We start from the raw sequence: 23,993 nt of genomic DNA, 5'->3' as shown, positions 1-23,993 counted from the left end.
GTTTAAAGGTGGTAAGCTATTTTCCGTGTATAGGAAACTTTCAGCCAGTGATTTCCCTCTCTACTATACCGTAAAAATACCTCATATCCTCATCATAACTTATCAGTTATTGTTATTATTTATGTACGTATTATATGCACATATCGACATAAAAAGCAAGGCTTGCTCTAGTAGTTCTCCGAAAAATGTTCTTTTGAATCGAAAAAATCCTTTTTTGGACGAATAACTACCCTTTCCAGAAAAATATTTTGGATCGTTTGAATTAACCCGTAATCCAAATGATCTGTATATAAATAAATGATCCGTGGAGCAATTGATATTAAAGGCGCTATCACCAACGACTCTGTGTCCAAATCCTCCATATACATCAACTGTTCATCAATAATAAATTTCAAGTGATCCGAGCTTAGTTCAACAAAGTGATTATCATAAAAAGTAAATGAGCCCTTATTAAAAGTCAGATGAATTGTATCGATTAAAGGTTCCTTTCGATAAACATAGCTGCGTAAGTTTTCAATAAAGTTTTGATATTCTTGTTCTAGCTTATATTCATCAATTGCTGCTTCGATGTATTGCAGCAAGCGAAAACGATAATCCTTTAATCTAAATTGCAAGAAAGCATCAAAGGAAAATGAAACACTTTTGGTTAAGAAGTTTTTAAGCGCATGTTCAATCATTTTTTCTCTAGTTAATTCAATGTCTTTTGATATATATGAACTTTCATGACTTTCACCATCAATTATGGATCTTGCTACAGACATGATTTGTCTCTGTTCTTCCTCATCACTAAAATAAAACATGTTTCTAATCATTTCTTTCATCCATCTGACTTCAATAACCTTTAATATATATTGAACTAAGACTGGTATAATTACGTTAACAATCAAGGTATCATACGATTTATCTAAATTTATTTTCACTAGAACCTCAGGTTCATAAATAACTTGAGCATCCACATTATACGCATTCTCATGCTTAAATTGCTTTAATTGATGATAAAAAATAATAGCATCCTTCTTTTCACGAAATTGAATTGTAATCATTTCAATGTCCCCCCTTTACCGTAACAACAGTAAATACCTGTTACATGTATATGGGGACAACTTCAAAAAAATGAATAAAAGACAACTAGAGAGCAAAATAAAGTGAAATTTCCGTCAACAGGCGCCCATCCTCAAACTATGAGGTTAGTACCTAAAACCAATAGTAAGGCTGTCCGAATAACATTTAATCCAAATTACTCCAGACAAATCAACAAAGGGACTGTTCCCAAAAAAGTCACCTTTAACGACTTCTGAACAGCCCCTTTATTAACTTACATCCATTCTTCAATATTTGCATCTTTCTTACGATAGTCAGGACCATCTAATTTAATTATGATCGTATCCTTAAGGATTCTAGATGCATTTCTTTTACCAAAGGTTTCTGAAAACTGCTCGTAATTTAAATTTGTTGTAAAGACAGTTGGTTTACCTAATCTGCTATCTAGCAGTTCAAAAATCTTTTGGATATCATGATTTGATCCTGCTTCTGCACCCATATCATCAATTACTAGCAAATCTATACTCTTCATTTTCTTAAAGATATCAACAACAGTCATTCCACTTTCATCATTTTTGGAATACGTATTTTTAATCATTGTTAAAAGCAACGGTAAGCTAATAAACAGCCCACTATACTCTTTTTTCAAAATTTCTTTTAGAATCGAAACAGCGAGGTGGGTTTTTCCAATTCCTGTATCTCCATGAAACAATAAATTCTTAGGACGATTCTCACGTAAATTAAATTTTTCTGCATATAACATACAAAACTCTTTTACATCTTCCTGTTGGTTAGTTTCAGGAATATAGTTTTCAAATGTTGATTTTTTAATATCATCATTCATTAAAGAATTTTGATCAAAATACTTAAAAAATCGTTGCTTTTTTAATTGCTCCACATTTTGTTCAATCTCATTTGCCAGTGCAATATCAGGACACTTACAGCCAATTTTGAATTCCTGTAAGTTACCTTTATTAGGTCCTCCTAAAATCGGTAGTACTTGAACCCTTACCTGCTGTTTACATCCTTCACAATAATATTCCTTTTTTGTATTTGCATCCTTAAAGTTATTGCCAAACATTGCAGACATTACATTCCCAACCTTTTTCAATGTTTAATCCCCCTTTCCTTCTAATAGGTCAAGCATCTTTTTCTTACGTTTAAGTCGATCTTCGTCTGTTGGTGCCGTTGGTTCAGTTTTTGTCTGTGTTTCAAACTCTTCCGTAGCACCTAACATTAACATTCTTCGTTTCATCTCAGGATTCATCTTACTATTTGAATACCTTTGATTAGCTTTGGGATTAGTTTCTTTAATATCTTTCTTCTTTTGTGCCCAGTCTTGGTATTGACGGTGTTCTTCCTTTGCCAAATCCATTGCTTCTTTTACAGTTTTTAATCTTTTCCGGGCCCAATGGGCAGCAATTTTATCGACATAATTCTTTGATAATTTCATATCAGTTCTAAGCATAACATAATGAATTAGAACGTTAACCACACCTGGATTTAACTTCTGATTGAACATCACATTTTCAATTATTTGCAAGTCGTTAAGAGACGGTTCCACCCCACCAGATATCTCCACTAGCAATTGATATGGTGAGATTTCTTCAAGCCGACTGATTAATTGTTCCTCTTTATTTGTTGGTTCTACATTCATCATTTGACGTGCGGACATTGGCTGTGTAGTTTCAACTAACTTTGGTAATGCATCACCATTCAGTAACTGATAATGATCACGAGCAGCTTTTCTTAACTCTTCTATATCAATTTGATCATGTTCATCTAAAGCTTGGATAACGACATTTTTCATTTCAATCGGATCAATATTATAAATAAATGCCAGTTTAGCAATAACTTCTTTAACTTTAGCTGTAAATGAACTTCCTGGTATTAACGAATCTGATATTCCCGACAGAAATAGAGGGAAATCAAAAATCTCACTATCAATAGTAATACCTGGCGATTCAGCTCTATCGATATATTCTTCCCCATCATTTTGTTCAAGCGCATGGGTCATTTCGAAGTTTGAAACCTTAAACTCAGATGGACTCAACGAACGAAAAACGTCATTGAAGGAACTGGTCACATCCAAATAATCAGTCTCATCAATACCTTTATCTGAAAAATATTTCTTTACCTTATTGAAGCTTGTCTTACCTAATCGATTATATAAGTAGATATTAAGAACGCCATCATTGAAAAAGACGTGTGGGGAAAGTGGTGGTTGTAACTCATATATAAATAATCGCGAGGAATCCTCTTTTTTTACAAATGTCTTAAGTAAACCGATACCCTCTAGTTTTTTACGCTCATTGTGAATTTGCTTTAAATTATGCTGCATCATCCCCATAAGATGATGATGAGTATTTTCACTTCCCCATATACGATCTAATTCTAATTCACTCCATAAGGTCATATAAAGACTATAGCAACTTGAGCCAATTAATGGTTGATATAACAAAGTTAGAACTTTACGGTCATATTCCTGTAGTAAGCCATTTACTCGGACTATATATGAATCAACCGGAAGCAGCTCTTTCCAATGCTCACTCACAAAACTCCCCCCTTATTGTCTAATCAGCAAAAACACCTTGGTCACAGCTGGACAAGTACGTACAAAATTATATACTTTTCATTTCTTATTAGGAATTCCAACATATTGAAAAAAGAGCTTTATTTTAAAAGCCCTTTTTAGTCGCGTTTAATTAGATCTTTTAGCTCATCTATAAAAACATTTATATCTTTAAATTGTCGGTAGACAGAAGCAAAACGTACATAGGCTACCTCATCTACTTTTGCAAGATGGTCCATAACCATTTCGCCAACATCAACACTTTTCACTTCTGAAACGCCCTGATTTCTTAATTCTTTTTCAATATCATTGACTATATCTTCAAGTGTTTGTAATGGAACTGGTCTTTTTTCACAAGCCTTGATTAACCCACGCAGTATTTTTTCTCTACTAAATTCTTCTCTTGTTCCGCCTTTTTTTACTACAATTAATGGTATTTCTTCAACTTTTTCAAATGTTGTAAAACGATAATGGCACTCCTCACATTCTCTTCTTCTTCTGATAGATCGGCCATCTTCGACTGGTCGTGAATCAAGAACCCTTGTTCCATTATGTTGGCAATTTGGACAACGCATAACATCAACTCCGCTAATAGACAAATTCCGACTATACTCTATAATATATGATATAAAAAATATGAATACTTCACAAGCATTTTAACTAATAAGAATCCAAACAATATTTTTGAGCTTATTTTACCCATTTTATCACATTAACATCAATTAATAATGCATAGATGCAAATTTTCTCGGAATTCAGGACAACTTCACGTTTGAGGAAGGGTGAAATTTCTCTAACTATATAAATATGTAGATATGCCGAATGGCTAAAAAATGATGGAAATGAATAAAAGTTGCAAGCGCCCTAGTTCAAGTCCAAAAAAATAAAAAAGGACCATCCAATCTTTAGTTATCACTTTTGAAAACTAAACTAAAGATCGGATAGACCTGTCTTAAGACAACGTCATAATCAAGTAGTACAAGACTCTATTTTACTATTATTAAACATCAAGTTGAAGTAAGTTTATAATACTTTCACTTTTTCTTGCTTAAATTGTACTGGACCCATTCCACGAGGAACTTCTATGTTCTCACGAGTTGATGCTTCAAGCGCATCAGCAATATAATCTGCTGCCACGTTTGGATCAATACGATCACCACATGTATAAACATCGATACTTGCATAGCCGTGTTCAGGAAAACTGTGAATCGTTAAATGTGACTCCGAAATAATTACAACTCCACTAACACCTTGAGGAGCAAACTTATGAAACGCTACCTCACGAATTTCAGCACCGGCCTTCAATGCAGCATTCACAAAAGTTTCTTCAATTAACTTGATATCATTCAACTTTTCAACATTACAGCCCCAAAGCTCTGCAATAACATGACGACCCATTGTTTCCATAGTACATCCCCCTAACAATAAAAAAATTTAAAGTCTACCGAAGTTTCAATAATTACTACCACGGGGGAAAGTTAGTCCTAGAGGTCCTAACCCTTTAAGTAGCAACATTAATTTCTCCGTCTTGATTTAAGTTCACGAATCATAGTATACGTTCTTTACTTTTCTTTTGCAACCATTCTATTAAAAAAATTGGTAAATTTTATATATTTCTGTTCGAGAGTGTATTTTCAATAACTAATGGCCTTTACATCAAACATTGCAATGTTCCTATGAAAAGACAAAAAAACAGAGAGTTAGCTATAACTCTCTGTTTCTCTTATACTTCTAAGAAACAACAACCTCTGCTTCTTTTTCAATTCCAGCAGCTACAAGTTTGGCAAGGTCTACAACACGATTCGAGTAACCCCATTCGTTGTCATACCATGCAAGCACTTTAACTTTCTTTTGGCCAATCACCATTGTTGAAAGCTCATCAATGATCGCAGATCGTGCATCTGTTGTAAAATCAATTGAAACTAATGGTTCGGCTGTGATGCCTAAGATCCCCTTCATTTCACCTTCGGACGCTTTACGGAATGCAGCATTAACTTCATCTACAGTAACTTCTTTATTAAGATCTACAACAAGGTCAACTAATGATACATTAGGTGTTGGTACACGTAATGCCATACCATGTAATTTTCCAGCCATTTCTGGCAATACCAAAGATAGTGCTTTAGCTGCACCTGTTGACGTCGGAATGATCGATTGCGCGCATCCACGGGCACGACGTAAATCTTTATGAGGATTATCAACATTTCGTTGATCATTTGTATAAGCATGAACGGTAGTCATTAATCCGTTTTCAATTCCAAACTGATCATTTAGCACTTTAACAACAGGTGCTAAGCAATTTGTTGTACAAGATGCATTTGAAATAACATGATGAATGTTGTGGTCATACTTTTCATCATTTACACCCATTACAATTGTGATATCTTCATTTTTAGCTGGTGCAGTAATAATAACCTTTTTTGCTCCTGCATCGATATGTGCACTTGCCTTTTCTTTAGAATTGAATTTTCCAGTTGCTTCAATAACTATATCTATGTTTAACTCCTTCCAAGGAAGAAGCTTAGGATCACGTTGGTCTAATAACTGAATGCGTTTACCATCAACAATCAAAGCATTGTTTTCAATTTCAACTGTGCCATTGAATTTCCCATGTACACTGTCATACTTAAGCATATGTGCTAACGTTTCAGCTGGATAGCTTGCATTTAAAGCTACAATTTCAAATGCATCCTCCTTAATAGCACTTCTAAAAAACATTCTCCCAATTCTCCCAAAACTGTTAATCGCCACTCTAGCCTTCACCGTATTGTCTCCTTTCGGATTATGTTATACTTTTTATCTGATTTGTAAAATTAGTATAACATAAATACTGTGAAAATGGTTAAACTATTGCCCAAATTCTTAAAAATTTATTAACTATTTTTTTTAGTCCTCAAATGTGTTATATTACTTCCCAGTTTTTTAATATTAATTCCAACTGTTTGGCTGTTTCCTCAATGGTTCCGTTATTATTAATAACTTCATCAGCAAGTCTAATCTTATCTTCTAACGGCATCTGTGAACGAATTCTTGCCAAAGCCTCTTGCTCAGTTAAATTATTCCTAGCCATTAAACGTTGAAGTTGAATTGTATCATCCACATATATTAAAAGTGTTTTCTCTACAAGATGTGTAAGCTTACTTTCGAATAATAATGGGATGTCTAGAATAACTACTTTTTCTCCGTTATTTATATAGTTCATTTTTAGTTCATTCATTTTTTGTCGAACAGCAGGATGAACAATGTGGTTTAATTGCATTCTTTTTTGCTCATCATTAAAAATAATCGCACCCAGCTTTGGCCTATTTATTTTTAAGTTCTCCGAGAGGATTTCTTTTCCAAACGTTTCTACAATTTTTTCATATGCAGGTTCCCCAACTTCTACAACCTCTCTTGAGACAACGTCAGCATCAATAATTGGAAAACCATAATTCACTAACATTTTGGAAACAGTACTTTTACCACTTGCTATACCACCCGTTAGTCCTACTACAAGCGTCATTTAATCTCACCTCATTTTTGGCAGTTCGGACAATAATGTGTACCCCTTCCACCTACGATCATCTTTTCAATAATTCCTCCACACTTTTTACATGGTTCACCATTCCTACTATAAACAAACAATTCTAACTGAAACATTCCAATTTCCCCTTGTGTATTCACATAGGAGCGAATTGTACTTCCGCCTTTATTAACAGCCTCCTCTAATGTTGCAATAATTTCATGATGGAGGCGCTCAATCTCCATTTCACTCAACTCTTTTGCCGAGCGTTCTGGATGAACTCCTGACCGAAATAATGCTTCATCTACATAAATATTACCTAGGCCAACCACAATTTTCTGATCTAAAAGTGCAACTTTAACTTTTCGTTCAGTTTTATTTAAGCGGTCTTTCAAATATTTTATTGTGAAGTGGTCAGAAAAAGGTTCTACCCCTAATTGTGACAAGGGTAGCTCCTTCTCCTCATTACCTTTTATAAATAAATGCATAGTCCCAAATTTACGAACGTCTCGATAGCGAAGCTCAGTTCGATCTGTAAACTTGAAGAATACATGCGTGTGTTTATCAAATGGTTCATCTTGAGAATAAAGACCATATCTTCCTTCCATCCTCAAATGGGAGACAAGTGTAAAATCATCTAAAATAAATTTAATAAATTTTCCCCGTCTTTCAATACTATTAATGGTTTGACCTTTTAATAGTAATTGAAATTCTTGAATATCATCTGGTTTCTTAATGATTTTCGGCCAGTGTACTTCTACAACATCTATAGTTTTTCCGATTACTAGCTCAGATAATGTCCGTCGAACAGTTTCAACTTCAGGTAATTCCGGCATTGTATCCTCCTACTTTGCATCAAACCATGTCGGTCCATAGCAGTAGTCAACTTTTAACGGCACATCTAGTTGAACCGCATTTTCCATAACCTCTGGTACGATTTGTTTTAATATTTCAATTTCCGATTGTGGCGCCTCGAATATTAGTTCATCGTGAACTTGTAAAAGTAACTTCGTTTTTAATCCTTCTTTTTCAAGTCTAGCAGCCATATCGATCATTGCTTTTTTTATAATATCTGCTGCACTTCCTTGAATTGGAGTGTTCATTGCTGTGCGCTCGGCAAAGCTTCTAATATTAAAATTGCGACTAGTTATATCAGGTATATATCTACGACGTTGTAATAATGTTGTTACATATCCTTTTTCTCTAGCTGATTGTACAATATCTTCCATATATTGTTTAACACCGGGAAAACTTCTCAGATATGTTTCAATAAAATTACCCGCTTCCTTTCTAGTAATCCCCAAGTTTTGGGATAACCCAAATTCACTAATACCATAAATAATCCCAAAATTCACCGCTTTTGCTTGCCTTCTCATATTAGAGGTAACTTCTTCTTCCTTTACGTGAAAGACATCCATTGCTGTTTTTGTATGAATATCTTTATCCTCTATAAACGCTTCCATTAATTTATCATCTTTTGCGATATGTGCCATAACCCTTAACTCAATTTGAGAATAATCGGCTGCAAATATAACCCAGTCTTTCTCTGATGGAATAAATGCTTGCCGAATCTTTTTACCTTCCTCCATTCTAATTGGGATATTTTGAAGATTAGGCTCCGTTGAGCTTAATCTTCCGGTTTGTGTTAATGCTTGATTAAATCGAGTATGAATTTTATTTGTGTCTTCGTGGACAACCTTTAATAAACCTTCTATATATGTTGAATTTAATTTGCCCAATTGTCGATAGTGTAATATTAATCTAATTATTTCATGCTTATTTTCAAGCTTTTCCAATACTTCTGCTGACGTAGAATAACCTGTTTTTGTCTTTTTAATTACCGGTAATTGTAGCTTATCAAATAAAATTACACCTAATTGCTTGGGAGAGTTGATATTAAATGCCTCCCCAGCTAATTGATAAATGTTTTGTTCAATCTCGATTAATTGCCGATTTAGTTCTTCGCCCATTTCGCGAAGACGATTGACGTCAACCTTTACACCAGTTAATTCCATTTCACTTAATATTAGAGAAAGTGGCAATTCAAGTTTAATAAACAATTCGTACTGATCGTTAGCCTTTAAATCTTCAGTTATCTTTTCTTTTAATTCATGAATCGCAATAGCTTTTCTGACCAGATGATCTGCCAGCTGGTCTTGTCCTGGTATTTTTCGTTTTGCGCCTTTACCATAAACCACTTCATCTGTTTGTACATTATGGTAATGGTTTTGTTTAGTAACATCTGCAATTTCAACATTAGTTTCTCCTGGGTTTAATATATATGACCCAATTAATAAATCAAACTTTATGCCGCGCAAATGAATTCCCTTCCACCCAAGTGAAACTATGGATTGCTTTGCATTGAAAACATATTTAGATAATTGCTCATCTTCCAACCACTCTTTAAATGTCTGAGAAGCTAATGCTATCTCGCTTGGTATAAAGTAATTCCCGTTTCCATTAACAATCGAAAAGCCTATTATTTCAGTTTCATGGTAATTTTCTTCTAATGTTTCCACAACTAAAGCAGCACTACTTGCGAGGTGATCATTATTAATATCCTTTACAATTTCAAAGGAAATATCTTTTAATTGCTCTGCTATAGCGCCATCCTCTGAAACCCCTATTCTTTCTAACAATGAATTAAATCCTAAGTCTTTAAAAATAGGGATAACTTTTTCTTTAGAAAAATCTTTACGAGAGATGTCCCTTAACGTAATATTGATTGGTGCCTCGCAATTAATAGTCGCTAATTCCTTTGACATGATTGCTTGTTGTTTGTTCTCTAATAATTTTTCTTGCAGCTTTTTCCCACTAACTTGCTCGATAGATTCTAATGTAGTCTCTAACGAACCAAACTGATTTAACAATTTAATAGCCGTCTTTTCTCCCACACCAGGTACGCCAGGAATATTGTCCGAAGCATCCCCCATTAAACCCTTCATATCAATAATTTGTTTCGGGGAAAGGTTATATTTTTCTTTTAGAAATTCAAGGTTATATGTATCAACATCTGTAATGCCCTTTTTTGTATGTAATACTGTCACATGATCTGAAACAAGCTGCAATAGGTCCTTATCCCCCGAAATAATCTTTACTTCAAAGTTTTCTTTTTCAGCTTGTTTTGCAAGCGTACCAATAATGTCATCCGCTTCATATTGATCGAGTTCATATCTTGGAATATCAAACGCATCCAACATTTCACGAATAAATGGAAATTGTTCTGATAATTCTGAAGGGGTTTTTTCGCGGCCACCTTTATATTCCGTGAAGGTTTTATGACGGAATGTTGTTTTACCTGCATCAAAAGCAACCAATATATGTGAAGGATCTTCTTCCTCGAGGACCTTCATTAAAATCATCGTAAACCCGTAGACTGCATTCGTGAAAACACCTTTATCATTATTAAGTAATGGTAATGCAAAAAACGCACGATACGCTAGACTATTACCATCTATTAAAACAACCTTTTTATTATTACTCATATATGTATTTATCCTCCCTAATTCAACCTACAACCTTAATTTTGAGAAACGAAAGTGCCTTAAGTGGAAATCAACAGGCAACTTTAAAACAGCCAAAAATAAAAAAAGTCCATTTTCTTTTTTTCTTCCTATATTCTACCCCACATTAAGGGGCAGTAAAACCCTACAGTGCTCCGAGTAATGGCCGAAAACACAATAATGGCTTAACTGCCCCTAGGATGGTTCAAGGGCCCAAAGGGTCATACCTTTAGGTACCAACATCAGCGGGCAGACCCTTTAATGGAAGTATAATAGTTAGTGAAAAAGAAAACAGACGTATTTGATTTACTTATTCAACATATCCCATTAATAACCTTGCGTATGGTGAATCAGCCGGTAAGATAATAACCGTTTCTCCATTTATCGTTTTCTTATAAGATTCTAATGTCCGAAACAAGTTATAAAATTCTGGATCTTGACTGAAAGATTCATTATAAATTTTAGCTGCTTCTTGTTCACCTTCAGCTCTTATTTTTTCAGCATCGGCTTGCGCCTTAGCAAGAAGTTCCTTTACTTCACGGTCTGTATTGGCAATGATTCGGTTTTTTTCGGCATCACCCATCGACAAATATTCCTGGGCTGTTGATTCACGCTCTGAAATCATTCGCTTGTAAACAGACTCCTCATTTTCTGGGGGGAGATCTGTTTTTTTAATCCTAACATCAATGACGACTATTCCATAATTATCTCGTTTCATTAGGTCATTAACTTGATCAGTAATGGTTACATTTAAATTTCCACGGCTAGAATTTTCTTCATCAATAATTTCATCATAATTTAATTGTCCTAGTTCTGTTCGAACAGTCGAAAATATAAATTCACCCATTTTTGCTTCTGCATTTTCAACTGAGCGTAAATTTGAAATCATTAGTTTAGGATCAGCAATTTTCCAAACTGCATAATTATCAATAATAACCCTCTTTTTATCCTTTGTGTTTATTTCTGCTTTTTCTACGTCAAATACCATCTGATATTTTGGCAGTGTTTGTGCTGTTTGGATAAACGGGATTTTGAAATTCAAGCCTGGCTTATCAATAATTTTTACAACTTCCCCAAATTGACGAATAACCTTATATTCTCCTTCTTTTACGATAAAAAGGTTGCTAAAAATAATGCCAAGAATGATTAAAAGTATGATGATACTAATCCCAAGGCGAGTGAATTTTTTCCACTCGATATTCTTATTTTTCAGTTCATTCATATCAACAATTTTACCATCACTCATTCTTAGCACTCCCTTCTTGGTTTGTTGCTGGTTTCGGTAATGAATTAGCGGATTCTATCGGCCGTAACGGTAAATATTTTAATGTACCACCATCATCATTCATAATATAGATATCAGCGTTTGGTAATACCTGGTCTAACGTTTCAAGCACTAACCGCTTTCTAGTAATATCGGGCTGATTTTTGTATTCATTATATAATGCATTGAAGATAGCTACATCTCCTCTTGCAATTTCAATCCTAGCAGCGCGATCCCCTTGAGCTTTAAAAATAAGTGCATCCTTTTCCCCTTCTGCTTCTTCTGTTCGTTTATTTGAATATTTATTTGCCTCATTTATTTTTGTATTCATCATTTCACGCGCATCTGTAACCTGCGTGAATGCTTTCCGGACTGCCTCATTTGGCAACTCAACATCTTGGAGTTTAACCGCCATAATTGAAATTCCGATATCATAATCTTCCATTAATGCAGTTAAATGTTCACGAACACTAGCTTCAACCTCTGCTTTTCCAGATGTGAGTACCGAATCAATAGTTGAACTTCCGATAACACCTCTAAGGGAAGCAGACGTCGCGTTATAAAGAATATTCTCGGGGTCAACCGAGTTATATAAAAATTTACCTGGATTTGTAATTTTCCATTGTACAACTAAATCTGCAAGAACAATATTTTCATCTCCAGTTATCATTCTTGTATCTTGCTCAATTTCTTCAACTACTTCTCCGTTTTCTTCACGGTACCCAAATTGTAAGCTATATGTTTCCTTAGATGTTTTTCTAACCTCTTGAATAGGCCATGGCATTTTAAAATGCAAACCTGGCTCCATAATCCCTTCTTCTAATTCACCAAAAGTAAGAATAACAGCTTGTTCAGATTCATCAACTGTATACCAACTGGTTAACGCTGTAATGCCAAGGACTAAAATTAAGAGTACTAATCCACTAGTAACATAAATTCTTCTCAAACTGATCACCTTAAACAACCCCCTCTATTATATATTTACCTAATACATATAAATAAGTCTCCCTTGCTTAATAACAAAGTAATTAGCATGTTATTATCAAATACGAATAAATATTGCGAAAGTTTCAAATTATTTAGTTTATTTACTTAATCATACACTAAGTTTACTTATTTATTAATAGATAATGGATAACACTGAAAGTATAAAAAAAAAGACGAGAGCAAATAATATCTCTCGCCCCAATCAATGATTGGTATATAGATGAAGGGGTCTTCCCATATAATGTATCAAGCTAGTATTAAGCCTTTGTTAGACAATTGTTAAAATATTGTTTAGTTATATTTAGGGAGTATAACCGAAAATGTAGTGCCTTTTCCGATTTCACTTTCTACTTCAATGCGACCTTGGTGAGCTTCAACTAAATGTTTAACAATAGCTAGCCCAAGACCAGTGCCGCCAGAATTACGACTGCGTGCTTTATCAACGCGATAAAAACGTTCAAAGATTCTTGATATATGTTCCTTGGCAATACCTATTCCTGTATCAACAATAGAAATTTTAATTTCATTTTCTAGATTCAAGACAAAAACTTCGATACTGCCTTCAGGTGGTGTATAATTAATTGCATTGTTTATTAAATTAATTAGTATTTGTTTGATTCGATGTTGATCTGCAAAAATAAATAATTGTTCTGTTTCAACATTAGATATTAATGAAATTTCCTTCTCTTCCGCAATTGATTCCAGAATAATTACGACGTCTCTCACAATTTCAGAAATATCTATAACACTAAGATTTAGTTTAAAACCTTCTTGCTCGATCTTTGATAAGTCTAATAAATCATTGACTAAGCTTTGAAGTCGATCTGTTTCTTTTAGGATAATCCCAAGAAAATATTCTCGTAATTCAGGTTCTTCTGCCGCCCCATCAAGCAATGTTTCTGAAAAGCCTTTGATTGAAGTCATTGGTGTTTTTAATTCATGTGATACATTTGCAACAAAGTCATTTCGGATACTTTCAAGTCGTTTTAATTCAGTTATATCATGAAAAACTAGGACAACACCTTTCCATTCTTCGTTGATCCCTATTATAGGTGCACCATAAACCTCAAAGTTTTTTCTTTCGATTCTTATTGGTACCTTTATTTGTTTCCTGATTGCATTTTCAGTTATAAAGATGGTTTCTACGAGTTCAATTATTTCTTGATGTGTGAATGCGTCATAATATAATCGATAAAGATATTCTTCTGGTTTAACGTCAAAAGTCTCTAGGTAAAATTTATTTACAAGATTGATATATCCTTTTCCATCAATCAGTATTAGGCCACTACCCATACTTTCAATTAGCGTCCGGAGACGATCCTGTTGCATTTCCTGAGCTGCAGTCATTTGTTGTAAATTTCGAGCCAGAATATTAATAGATTGACTTAACATGCCTGTTTCAACTGCTCGGTCTTCGTAAGTTCGCGCTTTATAATTACCTTTCGCTAATTCCCTCGCCACCCTAGTTGCTGATTCAATCGGTTTTGTATATTCACTAGTTATTCTTAATCCGAGCATTAAAATTAAGATAAAAGCAATTGCAAAGCTGGTTATTAGTAACCCCCATATAATCTGATTAATATTCTTTAGTGGATCAACTGATAATGTGAGAATTAAATACCCTTTAAACTCGTTTTGGACACGGAAAGGTATCACATAATGGAAAATCCCTGTCTTTTCATTCAGTACATGAAACCCTTCAAAATTAGTTTGTTTCTGTATTAACATTCCTTCTAGCTCAGGGATATCAGCTAAAATGTTATCCAGTTCCAAAGCCTCATTAGACTCCACCACACTTTTACCGTCTGGTAAAACGATCGTGACACCTGCATCTAAACTAGCACTAACCTCTTTTATTATTTGATCAACCGTATTTTGACGGATATCTTCATTAGCAATTAGAGAAATAATTAGATTTGCTTCTTTATCCATTCTTTCTTCAAATGTGTTAATGTAAAAATTTTTAAATAGCTGCCCAAGTAAAAAACCAAGTGCAACTAACACGGTTAATATTAAGAAAGATAGCGAAAAAATTATCTTCGTTTTAAACTCACTCATTTATATTCGGAGTCTCCATCTTGTAGCCAATCCCTCTAATTGTCTTAATATAAATTGGTTTCTTTGTATTTTTTTCTATTTTTTCTCGTAAATGGCTGATATGAACATCAACTATTCTCGTATCACCAACAAAATCATAATTCCAAACAGCACTTAAAAGCTGGTCCCTTGTAAGTACGCGTCCCTTATTTCTTACTAGAAAAACTAAAAGTTCAAATTCTTTTGGTGTCAGTTCTAATAATTGATTCTCATAATATGCTTCAAATTGTTGTGGTATAATCTTTAACTCACCTAAAATTAGTTTTTCGGTTGAAACACCATTCTCGTCTAGATCATCAATAACCTGAGTTCTTCTTAGTATAGCTTTTATTCGAGCCACCACCTCACGTGGGCTAAAGGGTTTTGTCATATAATCATCTGCACCTAATTCAAGGCCAAGAACTTTATCAAATTCTTCATCTTTAGCTGTAAGCATAAGAATAGGAATCATTATTTTTTGTTGCCGTAACCCTTTACAGACCTCAATGCCGTCTAGTTTAGGTAGCATTAAATCTAATACGATTAAATCTGGTTGGTCAGCAATTGCAGCCTGTAAACCTTCCTCTCCATCAGTAGCTGTTTTGACCTCGAACCCGGCTTGCTCAAGGTTGTACTGTAATAAAGTAAGAATAGAGTGTTCGTCCTCAACTACTAATATTTTTTTCCCCATGTTGGTCTCCACCTTTATGTTTTTATCTTAAATTCACCTTGTTTCTGTAATTATTCCCTATTTTTCATCAATAAAAGCCCATGTATTAAACAGAAAATGTCACCTCAAGTTTGAAGTGACAACTTTCCTTAGGTATAGTTTATCATCATACATTAAAGAGTGGGAACAGACAGTTCCCACTCTTTACATAAACTTTACAATTAACCTAATACGCTCATTACAGCTTTAACTGATTCGACTGACTTGTCTAATGCAGCTTTTTCTTCTGCAGTTAGTTCTAGCTCTATAATTTCTTCAATACCGTTGCCGCCAAGAATTGTCGGTACACCCAAGTAAATTCCTTCATAACCGTATTCACCTTCAAGATAAGCAATTGAAGGTAGTACACGGCGTTGGTCTTTAAGAATCGCTTCTGCCATCTCAACAAGTGATGCAGCTGGTGCATAATATGCGCTGCCGTTACCAAGAAGGTTAACGATTTCTCCGCCGCCCTTTCGAGTACGTTCAACAATCGCATCTAGTCGTTCTTGGGATATTAACTTTTCTAAAGGTATGCCACCAGCATAAGAATACCGTACTAATGGCACCATGTCATCACCGTGTCCGCCTAATACAAAGCCTGTAATATCTTTTACTGAAAGGTTTAATTCCTGTGCAACAAATGTACGGAAACGAGCAGTATCTAAAACTCCTGATTGTCCGATTACACGGTTCTTTGGGAATCCTGATTCTTGGAAAACACTGTATGTCATTGCATCAACTGGATTTGTTAAAACGAGAATATAACAATTTGGAGAATATTTTACGATTTCTTTCGTTACAGATTTCATAATTTTAGAGTTAGTTGAAACTAAATCATCGCGACTCATACCAGGCTTTCGTGCAATACCTGCTGTAATAATAACTAAATCTGAATCAGCCGTATCTTCGTAATTTGAAGTCCCTGTAATATTAGCATCAAACATTTGGACTGGTGAAGCTTCAAGCATATCAAGAGCTTTACCCTTTGTAGGATTTTCCAATTGTGGAATATCAACAAGTACAACATCCGCTAATTCTTTTTGTGCAGCCATTAGTGCTGTAGTTGCACCTGTAAAACCTGCGCCGATAACTGAAATCTTTCTACGATTAATTTTCATAGGTATTCCCCCCAGATAATATGTAGTAGATTAAATTGTAATAGATTATATGTAACAAAAGGCTGTCCCATTCTAGTTTGCAATCACTGGCGCTTAACATTCAAGCATGTAAGCCAGAGATACGCAACCCCTAGCATTGGGACAGCCTTAAATTTCACTCTAAACTAAATTACATATTCTTAATTAATTCATTACCAAATTCAGAACATTTAACTTCAGTTGCTCCATCCATTAAACGAGCGAAGTCATATGTTACAACTTTGCTTGCAATTGTTTTTTCCATAGAACCCATTACTAATTTAGCAGCTTCATTCCATCCTAAATGTTCAAGTAATAATACACCTGAAAGAATTACAGATGAAGGGTTAACTTTGTCTAAACCAGCATATTTAGGAGCTGTACCATGTGTTGCTTCGAAAATTGCATGACCTGATTCGTAGTTGATGTTAGCTCCAGGCGCAATACCGATACCACCAACCTGTGCAGCTAGTGCATCAGAAATATAGTCACCATTTAAGTTCATTGTTACAACCACATCAAACTCTTTTGGACGAGTTAAAATTTGTTGTAAGAAGATATCAGCAATTGAATCTTTAACAATAATTTTGCCCACTGCTTCTGCTTCACTTTGCGCTTTGTTAGCTGCATCTTTACCTTCAGTTTCTACGATGCGATCGTATTGAGCCCATGTGAATACTTTATCTGCAAATTCTTCTTCAGCAACTTCATATCCCCAGTTCTTGAAAGCACCTTCTGTAAACTTCATGATATTACCTTTATGAACTAGCGTTACACTCTTACGATTTTCATCGATTGCATATTGTATTGCTGCACGAACAATACGCTTTGTACCTTCTTCAGAAACTGGCTTAATACCGATACCAGATGTTTCTGGGAATCTAATTTTGTTAACACCCATTTCGTTTTGAAGGAAGTTAATTACTTTTTGAACTCCTTCAGAACCTTTTGCCCATTCAATACCAGCATAAATATCTTCAGTGTTTTCACGGAAGATTACCATATCTGTATCTTCTGGACGCTTAACCGGAGATGGTACACCATTGAAATAGCGTACTGGACGTAGGCAAGTGAATAAGTCTAATTCTTGACGCAGTGCCACGTTTAAGGAACGAATTCCTCCACCAATTGGAGTTGTAAGAGGACCTTTAATAGCAATTATGTATTCTCTAATTACATCTAAAGTTTCAGATGGTAACCATTCACCTGTTTGATTGAATGCTTTTTCACCTGCAAGAACTTCTTTCCACACTATTTTTTTCTCGCCATTATATGCTTTCTCAACAGCTGCTTCCAATACTCGTGACGCTGCAGCCCAAATGTCAGGACCAATACCGTCACCCTCAATGTAAGGAATAATTGGATCGTTTGGTACGTTTAAAACACCATTTTCAACTGTAATTTTTTGTCCTTGTGTCATGTTCATTTCCTCCTAATTTAGTTTTGCTATTTATTATAAATAATACATAGCTCTTAATTAATAATATGTAATCACAGAATGTAGAGGGAGGTATGCCTCCCTCTACATTCTATTATTATTAACGTCGTTCTAATGGAACCCATTCTTGTAAAGATGGACCATTGTATTCTGCACGCGGACGAATTAACCGATTATTTTCATATTGTTCAAGAATATGTGCTAACCAACCAGACGTACGGCTTATAGCAAAAATAGGTGTAAATAAATCATGGTCGATCCCTAAACTATGGTATACAGATGCTGAATAGAAGTCAACATTTGGCGGAAGGTCCTTTTTAGAAGTTACAAGAGCTTCTATTTTTTCAGACATTTCATACCACATTGACTCACCAGTGATTGTAGTCAATTGTTTAGACATTTTTTTCAAATGCTTTGCACGCGGATCTCCTTGACGATATACACGATGTCCAAAGCCCATTATCTTTTGCTTGTTTGCTAATGCATTCTCTACATACTCGTCTACTTTTTCGACAGAACCAATTTCAGTTAACATCTTCATAACCGCTTCATTAGCGCCACCATGTAAAGGACCTTTTAAAGCACCAATTGCGGCTGTGATGCCTGAATATACATCGGATAAAGTCGCTACACATACACGTGCAGTAAATGTTGATGCATTTAGCTCATGATCAGCGTGAAGTACTAATGCCTTATCAATTGCTTCTACAGCTATTGCTTCTGGCTCTTTGCCACTAAGCATATACAAGAAATTAGCTGCAAAGTTTAAATCTTGACGTGGTGCTATAGGATCTTGCCCCTTACGAATTCGTGAGAATGCTGCTACTACTGTGGGAATTTTAGCTTGAAGACGAATAGCTTTACGATAATTTGCTTCTTTTTCCATAACATCTGCCTCTTCATCAAAAAGCCCTAACATCGAAATAGCTGTTCGTAATGCCGTCATTGGATGAACCTTATCATTTGGATATGATTTAATATGATCAATTATTTGTTGAGGAATACTTGCATTCTCAATAAGTTGTTGTTTTAATTCAGCTAATTCAGCTTGATTTGGTAATTTCCCTTGCCACAATAAATAAATTACCTCTTCAAAGCTTGCATTCTCAGCTAAATCGTCGATGTTATACCCCACATATGTTAGCTGATCATCAATTATAGAACTAACTTTAGATTGGGTTGCTACAATCCCTTCAAGACCTCTAGTTACTGTCATACTATTCCCCTCTCCTTTTCCAAATATTTTTCCCCTACCCAATAAATAAAGAAAAAGTAAATATTAATTACTATTTCATATGTAAATTCACTGCTAGGAAGGATATGCGATACTACTATTATAAACAAAAATCAGACTTTTGTGAATCGAAAGTGAATATTTAAAATTTTCAACAAATTTTTATAACTTTCCTACAAATTTCAACAAATATTATGTAACTAACGTAAACAACCTCATTACAATATAGGCTATACCTGCTCCTATTAATGGTCCAACAGCAATTCCTTTAAAAAGAACAACCCCTAATATTGTGCCAACAACTAGAACAGAAGTAATATGTGGATCATTACTTAGTAAATTAATTCCGTATTTTGCAATGATGGCTACAAATAATCCTGACCCAAGCGCAATCCAGGCATAAGGTGTCTTTAAGGCATCTATCAGCTGTTTAAATCCTATTTCACCTGTTGCAATTGGAATTAACACTGCAATTGTAATAATTATCACACCGAGATTAATTCCCTTTGTATGTAAGTAGGGAAATATCTTTTCGTCAATACCGGTCACTTTCAATACTAAAAGTACTGCAATTGCTATAATTAACGATTGATTTTTTGCTACCACACCTATGAATAGCAATAACATTAAAAATAAAGATGGATGTGATATCATTTATTGATCCTTCCTTGTAAGTCACTACCTACTATATTGTACCATATTCGACAAATTTCTGCCACACATTTCACCCCATATGGTATTACGGTAAATTTCTTTAAACTTTCTAAAATCAATAATGCATTGTAAAATATTACTATTGATACTTCTATATTATCTTATAATTTTATACTGTAGCAAATGGAGATACTCAATTACAAAAACTTCATCCCATTGGCTTAATATTGTTTAAACTATTTTCAAAAAGAGAGGACTGTTTAAGTGAATTCATACTATATAAATGCAACTTTACGTTTTTTATTTGTATTGTTAATTCTAATTATATTACCTCTTTCTATTTACTTTGTGTCTTCTGTTACATATCCATTCATCATTGCATTTTTTATTGCATTATTAATTAATCCGCTCGTTAATTATTTTGAAGACCGAGTCAGAATGCCAAGAAGTTTAGCTGTTATCATTGTTTTAGTATTAATAATTGCAATTGTTGCTGGATTATTAACTTTATTAATTGCTGAAATCATCTCCGGTTCTAATTATTTAGCGAGAGTTGTGCCAGCACAATTCCAAAATTTAATTGTCTATATTGAAGAATTTGTGACTGCGCAAATTATTCCATTCTACAACCAAATATTGACACTATTTAATGACTTGCAATCTGGTCAACAAGAAACAATTATAAATAATATTCAAACGGTCGGCTCAACCATCGGTACTAAGATTAGCTTATTGATTGAAAGTTTCTTAAGATCCATTCCTGATATCCTTGGCGTATTACCAAATATTGCTACAGTATTAATATTCTCACTTTTAGCCACATTTTTCATAAGCAAAGATTGGTATCGATTAAAAGATTATTTAAAAAAATTACTACCAAACAAAGTGCAAACAAGTACGAAAACTATTTTTATTGACTTAAAAAAAGCATTATTTGGCTTTATTAAGGCACAAGTTACACTTATTTCGATAACAGCTGTCATCGTATTAGTAGGATTGTTAATTTTTCGAGTTGATTATGCAGTAACTATTGCTTTAATTATTGGTTTAGTTGACATAATGCCATATCTTGGAACAGGGGCAGTATTTGTTCCATGGATCGTGTATACAATCTTCTCAAATAATATAGGATTTGCTATTCAACTTAGCATTCTATATGTGGTTGTATTAATTGTTAGGCAAGTAATGGAACCTCGAGTTCTATCGTCAAGTATTGGTCTTGATCCACTTGCTACGTTAATTGCACTATTTGTTGGTTTTAAACTATTTGGATTTTTTGGTTTGATTATAGGCCCAGTATCAATTGTAATTTTTAATACATTGCTCCACGCAAACGTTTTTGCAGATATTTGGAACTTTATTAAAGGAACTAAAACGGATTGAAGAAGAAAAAACGGTTGTAGCTATATACAACCGTTTTTTATCGCCTAATTATATGAAATTGACCATTTCTAATTTTATGCTCTAACCATCTCTTTAGCCAACCTCTTATATAATAACGAAATCTATTCGATAATAAGAGAAAGCCTGTTGCATCCGTAATAAATCCTGGGGTTAACAGGAGTAGGCCGCCTACTAGAATACATAATCCATCTAAAATAGCATCTCCTGGTATTTGCCCCGTCGACATTTGATACTGTGCTGCGTTAATCGCTTTTATACCCTGACTTTTCGCCAAATAACCGCCAATTAATCCTGTTAGGATTATTATTGTTATCGTCGGCCAAACCCCAAATGTATTCCCGGATAATAGCAATAATCCTATCTCAGCTGCTGGTATTATTATTAATAGAAGAACTATAATTCGCAAGAAAAAGACCCCTTTTTAATAGATTATCACGAATGTTTCATCGCTCTTATTCTATCATATTTTCAGAATATTTTTGATAGTACTAGAAAAACGATACTTAAAGATTAATTTTAAGAACCCGACTGGCAACAAGGATTCAACTTCATATTGATTATGAATATTTGAGATTCTCTAAAACCACCATTGAAAACTTAAGGACAATTCCTCTTAATATACTAGGAAAATACGTACCCTATTTATATACAATAAAGACGAATTCTAAAGAATTCGTCTTAAAGATGTTCTATTACTAATTAAATTACACTTGCAAGACCATTATAAACATCACCACGTACGGCATCAACTGTTATTGCTTGTCCGTCTGTAAATAGTGTTGTCGCATCCTTTACACCGACAATGACAGGAATTCCAAGACTTAAGCCAATAACAGCTGCGTGACTAGTTAATCCACCCTCTTCTGTTATGATAGCTGCAGCTCGCTCCAAACTATCCATCATATCCCTGTCGGTTGCATTGGTAACTACAATTGCTCCATCCTTCATCTTGTTTCTAGCTTCTTCCGCACTTGTCGCAATCACTACCTGACCTGTAGCCGATTTACGACCTATTCCCTGTCCATGTGCAACAATATCGCCTATAATATGTACTTTCATTAAGTTGGTTGTTCCAGGTGTTCCTACTGGTACTCCTGCGGTTATAATAACTAAATCACCATGGGAAACTATATTTGTTTCTATCGCCTCTTGAACAGCATTATCAAGCATTTCATCTGTCGAAGTAGCATGCTTACCTACTTTAGTAAAAACGCCCCAAACTAGTGCTAATTTTCGTGATACAGCATCAGATGAAGTGACTGCAATAATTGGTGCTTTAGGACGATACTTTGAAATACTTTGAGCTGTTGATCCACTTTCTGTAGGTGCAATTATAGCATTAGCATTTAAATTAAGTGCAGTATGTGCCACAGATTGACTAATTCCGTCTGTAATTGTTATGTCACTTTGTTTTCTACGATTGGCTAATAATTCAGGATATGTAAGTGCGGTTTCCGTTTTTGAGGCTATTCGATGCATTGTCTTTACAGCTTCGATAGGATATTGGCCGGCTGCTGTTTCACCAGAAAGCATGATTGCATCTGTACCATCAAATATTGCATTCGCTACATCACTTGCTTCCGCTCTTGTTGGTCGTGGGTTTCTTTGCATCGAATCTAACATTTGTGTTGCTGTAATCACCGGTTTACCCATTAGATTGCATTTTTCAATAAGCATTTTCTGAACAAGCGGGACATCTTCTGCAGGTATTTCAACACCTAAATCACCACGAGCTACCATTAGACCATCTGATACCTCTAAAATTTCATCAATATTATCAACACCCTCTTGATTTTCAATCTTAGGGATTATTCTTATATCATTTGCATTATGTGCCTCGAGCAATTCTCTAATCTCTAGAACGTCCTGAGCTTTTCTTACAAATGATGCAGCAATAAAATCAACACCCTGCTCTACACCGAATAATATATCTTGACGGTCTTTATCAGTCATTGCTGGTAAATTCACCTGGACATTAGGGACATTAACACCTTTTTTATTTTTTAATACACCGCTATTAAGTATCTTTGTACGAATTTCCCCATTTCCCTTAGAGAGCACCTCTAATTCAATAAGACCATCATCAAGAAGAATTCTTGACCCTTCTTCGACATCGTTGATTAAGCCTGGATATGTAATTGAAATTTTTTGTTCGTTACCTAGAACCTCAGTCATAGATATGATGATCTCATTTCCAGCCTGTAGATGAATCTCACCGTTTTCAACATTATTAGTACGAATTTCAGGACCTTTAGTATCTAATAAAATCGCAACCGTATTACCTGTTTGGGTTGCAGCTTCACGGATATTCCTAATTCTAGCACCATGTTCCTCAAAATCACCATGCGAGAAATTTAAGCGAGCAACATTCATTCCCGAATTTATAAGTTCAATTAAAGTATCGGTTGATTCACTAGCTGGTCCAATGGTACAAACAATTTTAGTCTTTCGCATTAATCTATGTCCTCCT

Annotated in this window: 20 protein-coding genes; 1 reads left to right on the top strand and 19 read right to left on the bottom strand. The window is 34.6% G+C overall.

Features of this window, described 5'->3' with window-relative positions; genetic code table 11:
- Positions 1 to 167 precede the first annotated feature (167 nt).
- The 17 genes from ytxC to C1724_RS03310 form a co-directional block, all read right to left on the bottom strand.
- Positions 168 to 1,043 (bottom strand): putative sporulation protein YtxC, encoded by an 876-nt coding sequence (gene ytxC, locus C1724_RS03390; RefSeq protein ID WP_102345324.1) that lies wholly within the window; start codon positions 1,041 to 1,043, stop codon positions 168 to 170.
- A gap of 272 nt (positions 1,044 to 1,315) precedes the next feature.
- Positions 1,316 to 2,152: an ATP-binding protein gene (locus C1724_RS03385; protein ID WP_102345323.1), complete on the bottom strand. Its 837-nt coding sequence runs from the start codon at positions 2,150 to 2,152 to the stop codon at positions 1,316 to 1,318.
- A gap of 3 nt (positions 2,153 to 2,155) precedes the next feature.
- Positions 2,156 to 3,595, bottom strand: coding sequence for a replication initiation and membrane attachment family protein (locus C1724_RS03380; protein WP_102345322.1), 1,440 nt, complete (start codon positions 3,593 to 3,595; stop codon positions 2,156 to 2,158).
- Between the two features lie 137 nt (positions 3,596 to 3,732).
- Positions 3,733 to 4,188, bottom strand: coding sequence for a transcriptional regulator NrdR (nrdR, locus tag C1724_RS03375; protein ID WP_102345321.1), 456 nt, complete (start codon positions 4,186 to 4,188; stop codon positions 3,733 to 3,735).
- 448 nt (positions 4,189 to 4,636) lie between these two features.
- On the bottom strand, positions 4,637 to 5,020 hold the full coding sequence (speD, locus tag C1724_RS03370) for an adenosylmethionine decarboxylase (protein WP_102345320.1): 384 nt from the start codon (positions 5,018 to 5,020) through the stop codon (positions 4,637 to 4,639).
- A gap of 324 nt (positions 5,021 to 5,344) precedes the next feature.
- Positions 5,345 to 6,376 carry a glyceraldehyde-3-phosphate dehydrogenase gene (locus C1724_RS03365; RefSeq protein ID WP_102345319.1) on the bottom strand — a complete coding sequence of 344 codons (1,032 nt, stop codon included), beginning with the start codon at positions 6,374 to 6,376 and terminating at the stop codon, positions 5,345 to 5,347.
- A 139-nt stretch (positions 6,377 to 6,515) separates the two neighbouring features.
- Positions 6,516 to 7,115 carry a dephospho-CoA kinase gene (gene coaE / locus C1724_RS03360; protein WP_102345318.1) on the bottom strand — a complete coding sequence of 200 codons (600 nt, stop codon included), beginning with the start codon at positions 7,113 to 7,115 and terminating at the stop codon, positions 6,516 to 6,518.
- 11 nt (positions 7,116 to 7,126) lie between these two features.
- Positions 7,127 to 7,951 (bottom strand): DNA-formamidopyrimidine glycosylase, encoded by an 825-nt coding sequence (mutM, locus tag C1724_RS03355; protein WP_102345317.1) that lies wholly within the window; start codon positions 7,949 to 7,951, stop codon positions 7,127 to 7,129.
- A gap of 9 nt (positions 7,952 to 7,960) precedes the next feature.
- Positions 7,961 to 10,600 (bottom strand): DNA polymerase I, encoded by a 2,640-nt coding sequence (polA, locus tag C1724_RS03350; protein WP_102345316.1) that lies wholly within the window; start codon positions 10,598 to 10,600, stop codon positions 7,961 to 7,963.
- Positions 10,601 to 10,928: 328 nt separating this feature from the next.
- A complete protein-coding gene (hflC, locus tag C1724_RS03345) occupies positions 10,929 to 11,864 on the bottom strand; it encodes a protease modulator HflC (protein ID WP_102345315.1) in 936 nt (311 codons plus the stop codon).
- Positions 11,857 to 12,837 carry an FtsH protease activity modulator HflK gene (gene hflK, locus C1724_RS03340; protein ID WP_102345314.1) on the bottom strand — a complete coding sequence of 327 codons (981 nt, stop codon included), beginning with the start codon at positions 12,835 to 12,837 and terminating at the stop codon, positions 11,857 to 11,859. The genes hflC and hflK overlap by 8 nt, the downstream gene beginning before the upstream one ends.
- Positions 12,838 to 13,160: 323 nt before the next feature.
- Positions 13,161 to 14,927, bottom strand: coding sequence for a two-component system histidine kinase PnpS (gene pnpS, locus C1724_RS03335; RefSeq protein ID WP_102345313.1), 1,767 nt, complete (start codon positions 14,925 to 14,927; stop codon positions 13,161 to 13,163).
- Entirely contained in the window at positions 14,920 to 15,636 is a 717-nt protein-coding gene (locus C1724_RS03330; RefSeq protein ID WP_102345312.1) for a response regulator transcription factor, read from the bottom strand. The genes pnpS and C1724_RS03330 overlap by 8 nt, the downstream gene beginning before the upstream one ends.
- Before the next feature lie 200 nt (positions 15,637 to 15,836).
- Complete coding sequence (mdh, locus tag C1724_RS03325; RefSeq protein WP_102345311.1) at positions 15,837 to 16,775, bottom strand: malate dehydrogenase; 939 nt, start codon at positions 16,773 to 16,775, stop codon at positions 15,837 to 15,839.
- A gap of 169 nt (positions 16,776 to 16,944) precedes the next feature.
- The gene (gene icd, locus C1724_RS03320) at positions 16,945 to 18,213 is read right to left on the bottom strand and encodes an NADP-dependent isocitrate dehydrogenase (RefSeq protein ID WP_102345310.1); all 1,269 of its coding nucleotides are present in this window, start codon (positions 18,211 to 18,213) and stop codon (positions 16,945 to 16,947) included.
- A 118-nt stretch (positions 18,214 to 18,331) separates the two neighbouring features.
- Positions 18,332 to 19,447, bottom strand: a complete 1,116-nt coding sequence (gene citZ, locus C1724_RS03315; RefSeq protein WP_102345309.1) for a citrate synthase — start codon at positions 19,445 to 19,447, stop codon at positions 18,332 to 18,334.
- A gap of 210 nt (positions 19,448 to 19,657) precedes the next feature.
- Complete coding sequence (locus C1724_RS03310) at positions 19,658 to 20,119, bottom strand: DUF441 domain-containing protein (RefSeq protein WP_102345308.1); 462 nt, start codon at positions 20,117 to 20,119, stop codon at positions 19,658 to 19,660.
- 264 nt (positions 20,120 to 20,383) lie between these two features.
- Between C1724_RS03310 and ytvI the strand changes: the two genes are divergently transcribed.
- Positions 20,384 to 21,502 (top strand): sporulation integral membrane protein YtvI, encoded by a 1,119-nt coding sequence (ytvI, locus tag C1724_RS03305; RefSeq protein ID WP_102345307.1) that lies wholly within the window; start codon positions 20,384 to 20,386, stop codon positions 21,500 to 21,502.
- 37 nt (positions 21,503 to 21,539) lie between these two features.
- On the opposite strand, the gene C1724_RS03300 is transcribed toward ytvI, so the two are convergent.
- Both C1724_RS03300 and pyk read right to left on the bottom strand, forming a co-directional pair.
- On the bottom strand, positions 21,540 to 21,929 hold the full coding sequence (locus tag C1724_RS03300) for an FxsA family protein (RefSeq protein WP_102345306.1): 390 nt from the start codon (positions 21,927 to 21,929) through the stop codon (positions 21,540 to 21,542).
- 293 nt (positions 21,930 to 22,222) lie between these two features.
- On the bottom strand, positions 22,223 to 23,977 hold the full coding sequence (gene pyk, locus C1724_RS03295) for a pyruvate kinase (RefSeq protein ID WP_102345305.1): 1,755 nt from the start codon (positions 23,975 to 23,977) through the stop codon (positions 22,223 to 22,225).
- Between the last annotated feature and the right edge of the window lie 16 nt (positions 23,978 to 23,993).

It is taken from the genome of Bacillus sp. Marseille-P3661, from assembly GCF_900240995.1.
GTDB lineage: Bacteria > Bacillota > Bacilli > Bacillales > Bacillaceae_J > OESV01.
The sequence above is the reverse complement of the archived record's forward strand: the minus strand, read 5'-3'. Positions and strand labels throughout refer to the sequence as shown.